The organism is Nostoc sp. T09, assembly GCF_002154695.1.
GTDB lineage: Bacteria > Cyanobacteriota > Cyanobacteriia > Cyanobacteriales > Nostocaceae > Aulosira.
The window spans coordinates 3,481-5,749 of record NZ_MTAV01000036.1 but is presented as its reverse complement, the minus strand read 5'-3'; the positions used below and the strand labels follow the sequence as shown (position 1 = coordinate 5,749).

The window sequence follows — 2,269 nt, the reverse complement described above, 5'->3', positions numbered from 1 at the left end:
CGATTTGAGGCAAAATTAATTGAACGGTTTGAGAGCGATCGCACTTTAAAAACTCTCTCTGATTTTCGCTCGCAAGCTGGGGAAAAACTCTTTTACAGCGCTCAACCATTAACTGTCAGCAATTCCAGCTGTCTGTTGTGTCATGGTAAACCAGATCAAGCGCCCAAAAGTCACGTTCAACGCTACGGTACACAAAACGGTTACGGCTGGAAGTTAAATCAAGTTGTCGGTACTCAAATTATTTATATCCCTGCAAGTGAAGTGTTTGCTAACGCCCACAAAGCACTTTTTTTATTCGTCAGCATCTTTATTGGCATATTTGCATTAGTTATCGTGTCGATTAATTATTTACTCAAATGGAGAGTAATTCAACCTTTAAAACCAATGGTTCAACTTGCCCAAACAATTAGTAGAGAAACAGTTAGCGTTACTGAAGTTCGAGATTTAGAACGCCAAGCACTCACCCAAATCGCCCAACGCACCGATGAATTAGGGCAACTAGGAAGGGTCTTTCAGAAAATGGTACGCGAAGTTTGCGATCGCGAACAGCAACTATCCCAACAGTTGCAACAGTTGCAGGTGCAAATCGATCGGGACAAACTCATACATGAAGTTACGGAGATTACTGAAAGCGATTATTTCCAGAAATTGCAACAAACAGCTAAGGAGATTAGGCAAGGGAGCAGAGAAGATGAGGGGACGCAGGGACACGGTGACGCGGAGAAATAACAAATGATTATGGAATCTTGACTTTTGGCTTAAAAATAAGAGTATAAAAAATAACTAAAATTATTTCTATATTCAAGGTGCTTTGCCCTACGGTATAACACAACGCCAGTTGCTACAACGCGGGAAACTAGCGCGACGCACTGGCTCCCCTAAATTTAACAATGCATCGCCTTGTTATGCCATTGCATCGGCTTGTTATGCCATTGCATCGCCCTGTTATGCCATTGCATTGGCTTGTTATATTAACAATACTTCGGACAAAATTAGGCAGCAATAACGCCGTAAGATCGTAGGCTTTGGTAGTTAGGATGGGATTTAATTACAGTCGCACAAAGGCCTAACTTTGAAATAAACGTGTCGAGCAAATGGTCATTGAGGGAGCGTCGTTTGACACTCGCCATTGAAAAGACAAAGGGTTGTTGACCCGACTGCTGTCGATAAGCATCGAGCTTGGCAAGATTTAAGGCAGTGAAACTGACATTGAAGTAAAGTCTGCCGGACAGAAGATTCTGTCCGGCGAGCTTTACATGAAAATCAAGCTTTTTAACATCACGGGCTTGACAATCACTCAGTCCGGTAAACTGTTTAGCATCACGGAAGATGAATTCGATTTGAAAGCGCAGTTTGTAGAAACGATAAATTTCGTCTGGCGATTGGCTGATATCTGTCGAGAATAAGACAGCATAACTCGGTTTGTGAGGCTGACGGCGGTCAAGTAAATAAGCCAGACGGATCTTGCGTTTGAGTGAAACGTGCCATACAACTGCTGTGTAGAGTTCAAGCCCTGATTGCAGTTCGCGTACCCAACTCAAGCGAGTAGGGTCGGTTAGATCAACTTTGCCATCATATTTACGTTTAGCTAAGAGTGCTTTTTGTTCACCCTCAAACACATATCGTAGATTCGCGTCTCGGCGCAGTTTACTAATCACATCCAGCTTGAGCGCCCTCACCCCCGTGACAAATGCTTCTTTGGCATATGCTCCATCCACAGCAAGATAGCGAACTTGGGGAGGTAATTGAGGTTGAGTAATTTCCAGGTGGTGGAGATAGTAGTCCATCCGTGTCAGTTCTGGACATTCGCCTTGGTCAAATGTTTGTTCAGCAAGCAGACCAAAGCCCACTTGAGTTTCTACATCTATCACCGCCACCAAGGACACTTCCAATCCTCTCTCGACTCGATTGTGACTACCATTATAAAATTGGTCAAGTCCAAAGGTCTTTTTCCCACTTTTGGAAATGAATGAGCAATCCATCACGGCAATCATCGGGTGCTGTAAAGAGGTTGCTGCTTTGATAATTTCTGCGTTGAACTGGGCGAAGTCAAACTGTCTGTGAAACTGTCGTCGATAGGTTTTCTCGCTCAAACTGCTGTAGCGACTCAAGTTGGTAAAATTTACCTTACCGCATGTAATCAATATCGTTGCAAACAGCGTTGTCATCACCTTTACTCCCGGTTTGCCCAAAACGCCGATTTTTTCTACCAGGCTTTGTATAATTTCCATACAGCTATCGTTCCAGTGCTTGTTTCTTCTAATCAGCA

2 protein-coding genes are annotated in these 2,269 nt (G+C 43.5%); one reads left to right on the top strand and one right to left on the bottom strand.

Translation table 11 applies throughout. The features are described from left to right. Window positions 1–729, top strand: a 729-nt coding sequence (locus tag BV372_RS09800) for a DUF3365 domain-containing protein (protein ID WP_143845052.1), incomplete at its 5' end; no start/stop codon positions are given. A 263-nt stretch (window positions 730–992) separates the two neighbouring features. Here BV372_RS09800 and BV372_RS09795 read toward each other — a convergent pair. Next, the coding region (locus BV372_RS09795; protein ID WP_218776702.1) for a transposase at window positions 993–2,269 on the bottom strand (1,277 nt) is incomplete at its 5' end.